Genomic DNA, 4201 nt, shown 5'->3' with positions numbered 1-4201 from the left:
CGTCCCGTCTTGCTTGCCGAGCCCGGACCATCTGGCAGTTCTGGCCCGCCTCGTCGTTGTCGGGGCTGCTTCCCGCCCGTGGTTCCCGTCCCGGAACCCGGACTGCCCCCAGCTTCACCGCGCCGCTGCGACGACACGGCGGCGAAGGTCTCTCACCTCCACTCGGTTCAACAGCGCCTCGTGGCGCTCGAAGTCGGCGACCCAGAGCTGGTCCGGGGCCGGCCTGTCGAACCGGCGCTCGACCAGGTCACCTGCCCGCGGTCCACCACCGTCGATCGTGGTGCGGACCCGCTTTCCGCGGCGGGCTCCGACGAGCCCGGCCACGCGCATGAGCCGCTCGACCGTGCACCGGGCGACGTCGATGCCCTCACGGCCCAGCTGGGCCCAGACCTTCCGCGCTCCGTAGACGCCGTAGTTCTCGGCATGCACCCTGCGGATCTGCGCGGTCAGCTCCTCATCGCGCTGCTGTTGTCTGGTCGGCGCCGTCAATGCCGCAGCACGGGCGGCGTAGTAGGTCGACGGGGCGATCGCCACGCCCAGCTCGGTGAGCTGGGCGCAGATCGACGCGACACCCCACCGCCGGCCCCCCGTGGAGCGGGCGGCGTGCTGGTCGATGAACCTCACCAGCGCTTGTGTGGCCGGTCGATCTCGGCGTGATGCGGATCCGGACCGCGCTCGTGGCCAGGTGCGCGGTCGGCGACCTGACGCTGCAGCAGCGCGCCCAGATACTCCTCGTGCGACCAGTTCTCATCGCGGGCCTGGGCGGCGAGCTGTTCCCAGCAGGCCCCGATCGTCGGGGTCTTCAGGACCCGGGTCAGGTAGGCGATCATCGCCGGTAACCCGTCGGGGACTGCGGCCAGCACCGGCCCCGACGGCTCCGGGCCGGGGTCGGTGGGCGTCTTCGGTGAGGTGGTCATGAGCTGCTCACTTCCTCAGCGGGGCTGTCCCGGCTGCTGTCCGAGCTCGGATCCGGAATCGGGGTGGGGGTGAAGTCGACGCCGAACAGGGCGTCGTAGTCGGGCAGCGCGCGCAGGGTCACCGGGTGCCCGTCGAGATGACGCCGCTCGGCGGCCCGCCGCGCGCTGCGGTCGTGGGCCAGGGCGCGGCGCATCGTCGCGGCGGTGTCGCGATGGGCCGGGTCGGTGATCACCGCGTGGCGGGCCCAGCTGCGTTGGTGGCGGGCGACGACCTGCCCGGCGCAGTAGATGACCACCTCGCCCGGGGTGGCGGCGACGTCGACGAACCGGCCGATCACCTGTGGGTCCACCGAGTAGTCGTTGGCATCGACGCGGACGTAGTAGTCCCGCGCCAACCGGACCCGCGCGGTCAGCCCGATCGGCGGGTCCAGCGGCGGCAGCGGAGTCATCGCCGCGTAGTCACCCTCGAGCAGATCGGCCGGGCGCCCGCCGATCGCTCGGACGGTTCGGGCGTTCGCCCTGGTCAGCCAGTCGCTGATCTGCCGATTGAAGTCAGCCGGGGAGGCGAACCGTCGTCCGGGCAGGAACGAGGTCTCGAAGTAGCCGTTGTTGCGCTCGACCAGCCCTTTGAACTCCGGGTCCCGCGGCGGGGCCAGCCGGATTCTCGTGGCCAGAGTGCCGGCGAACGCCGCCGCCGGCGTCGAGACCCGACCGGTCCCGCCGATCGCGGACTCCCGGTCCCAGACCAGCGTGCGGGTCACCCGCCCCACCCCGCTGATCAGCTGCCACATCCCGGACAAGATGTCCCCGGCCTGGCGCGAGGGGATCATCGTCGCGGACAGGAACCGCGAGTAGCCCAGTGTCATCACCAGCACCGGCAGGACCCGCTCCTGCCCGTCCCCGACGGGAATCGCGGTGTCGGGGAACCACAGGTCGCACTGGGCGATCTCGCCAGGTGCGTAGACGACTCTGTCCACCGACTCCCGCGTGCAGTCGGTCGCCGGGGTGGTCCTGGCCGCGAACGCGCGAAAGAACCTGCTCACCCGTCTGACCGATCTGTGGTTCGTTACCGGGCAGCTGGTCGACCGTTCCGCCGCCTCGACCATGGGCTCGGTGCTGGTCAACTCCGGCCCGCTGGCCGCCTACCGCGGCCCGGTCGTGCGCGAGCACCTGACCAGCTACCTGGGCGAGACCTTCTTCGGTCGCCCGGTGGAGTTCTCCGACGACTCGATGCTGACGATCTTCGCCCTCACCCGGGGTCGAGCAGTACAGCAGCCCACCGCGTTCGCGCTCACCGCGATGCCGGAGAACCTGTCGCACCACCTGCGCCAGTACGTGCGCTGGATGCGCGGAGCGTTCATCCGGTCCTGGTGGCGGTTCAAGTACCTGCCCCTGGGCGGGTTCGCGTTCTGGAACCACGTCCTGGCCTGGGTCCAGATGCTGATCTCATCGATGCTGTTCGTCTGCCTGTTCCTGCTCGCCCCGATCGCGGCCGGCACGATCAGCCCGATCCTGCTGCTCGTGCCGCTGGTCATCGGGCTGGCGCAGGCGCTGCGCTACCTCAGCATCCGCCGCTCGGACGAGTCGCTGGGATCGCAGCTGTTCACCCTGTCCTTGTCACCGATCGCGACGCTCTGGGCGTTCTTCGTGCTCCGGTTCGTCCGCTGGTACGGCACGCTGACCTGCCTGCGCACCGGCTGGGGCACCCGGGAAACCGTCGAGATCACCGCCGGCTCCGCACACACCCCGGCACAGCAGCCTGCGTCGGCAGCGTCGGCCGCGCCGCTACCGACCGAGGATGCGACAGAGGTTCTCGCCACGGTCAGCATCCCGGTGCCCGCACCCCGCAGCGGCACCGGTCTCGATGCGCCCACCGTGCGGATTGCCCGCCACGCCGCCTCACCCTCGCGTCCCGCGCTACAGCTTCCCGCTATGCCGCACTGGGACCCCGACGGCGACGCGAACACTCGGACTGCCCACCGCCAGTAGGGCAACGGGCCGCCTGCGATGGCCCGAGCCCCTCCCTCCGGAGCCGCGTTCTGCCACCCGACCGAGTGGCGTCCACCAAGGTGGTGTGCGACCGGCTCGGTGACGGGCGAGGCATCGTGTAGGGCGGCCACCGCGTGATCTTCTGAACGCCTCTCACAGCCAACAGGAGATGGATCACGCGATGACCGCGCCCTCCAGTATCGACCCCACCGAGTTCCTGCACGAGCAGCTGTCCCAGGCGAGTCCCGACCTGCTGCGCCAGATGTTGACCACGTTCATCAACACCCTCATGTCCGCCGATGCCGACTCGGTGTGCGGAGCCGCCTGGGGCCAGCGCTCCGAGCAGCGGACGAACACCCGCAACGGCTACCGCCACCGCGACTTCGACACCCGCGCCGGCACCATCGACGTGGCAATCCCGAAGCTGCGCAACGGCTCCTACTTCCCCGACTGGTTACTGGAACGCCGCCGCCGCCGCGCCGAGCGAGCGCTCACGACGGTGGTCGCGACCTGCTACCTGCTCGGGGTCTCGACCCGGCGCATGGAGAAGCTCGTCGAGTCCCTGGGCATCACCCGGCTGTCGAAGTCCCAGGTCTCGATCATGGCCGCCGACCTCGACGACCAGGTCGAGCAGTTCCGGACCCGCCCGCTCGACCAGGGCCCCTACACCTTCGTCGCCGCTGACGCCCTGGTCGTGAAGGTGCGCGAGGACGGGCGGGTGGTCAACCTCCACGCCCTGCTCGCCACCGGGGTCAACGGTGACGGGCACCGGGAGATCCTCGGCCTGCAGGTCACCTCCGCCGAGGACGGCGCCGGCTGGCTGGGGTTCTTCCGCGACCTGACCGCCCGCGGTATGTCCGGGGTCAAGCTCGTCACCAGCGACGCCCACCAGGGCCTTGTCGCCGCGATCGGGGCGACGTTGCCCGGCGCGGCCTGGCAGCGCTGCAGGACCCACTACGCGGCGAACCTGATGGCCGCGACCCCGAAGTCCTCCTGGCCGTGGGTGCGGGCGCTGCTGCACTCGGTCTACGACCAGCCCGACGCCGCGAGCGTCCACGCACAGTTCGACCGGGTCCTCGACGCACTCTGCGAGAAGCTGCCGAAGGTCTCCGAGCACCTCGACACCGCGCGTGCCGACGTCCTGGCCTTCACCAGCTTCCCGAAGGAGGTCTGGCGCCAGATCTGGTCGAACAACCCCAGCGTTATCTGGAGTCGCTCGGCGGCCGTCCGCGACGTCGTCGACGGGCACGTGAGGTCCCGGATCTTGCCTGGTGGACGTGGTTATCTCCCGCGGT

3 protein-coding genes and 2 pseudogenes are annotated in these 4201 nt (G+C 70.6%); 2 read left to right on the top strand and 3 right to left on the bottom strand.

The genetic code is table 11. The features are described from left to right. Window positions 1-192: 192 nt before the first annotated feature. The 3 genes and pseudogenes from ACVJO7_RS33815 to ACVJO7_RS33805 all read right to left on the bottom strand — a co-directional run. Window positions 193-660: pseudogene (locus ACVJO7_RS33815) on the bottom strand (IS3 family transposase); the annotation flags it as partial. Continuing rightward, window positions 621-917 carry a hypothetical protein gene (locus ACVJO7_RS33810; protein WP_491676342.1) on the bottom strand — a complete coding sequence of 99 codons (297 nt, stop codon included), beginning with the start codon at window positions 915-917 and terminating at the stop codon, window positions 621-623. The pseudogene ACVJO7_RS33815 and the gene ACVJO7_RS33810, both read right to left, overlap by 40 nt. Then, window positions 914-1900: pseudogene (locus ACVJO7_RS33805) on the bottom strand (Mu transposase domain-containing protein); the annotation flags it as partial. The pseudogene ACVJO7_RS33805 and the gene ACVJO7_RS33810, both read right to left, overlap by 4 nt. Before the next feature lie 4 nt (window positions 1901-1904). Here ACVJO7_RS33805 and ACVJO7_RS33800 point away from each other — a divergent pair. After that, window positions 1905-2906: a glycosyltransferase family 2 protein gene (locus tag ACVJO7_RS33800; protein WP_491676341.1), complete on the top strand. Its 1002-nt coding sequence runs from the start codon at window positions 1905-1907 to the stop codon at window positions 2904-2906. 181 nt (window positions 2907-3087) lie between these two features. Beyond that, the coding region (locus ACVJO7_RS33795) for an IS256 family transposase (protein ID WP_491676340.1) at window positions 3088-4201 on the top strand (1114 nt) is incomplete at its 3' end.

Source organism: Pseudonocardia sp. DxW (genome assembly GCF_058448985.1).
The sequence above is the reverse complement of the archived record's forward strand: the minus strand, read 5'-3'. Positions and strand labels throughout refer to the sequence as shown.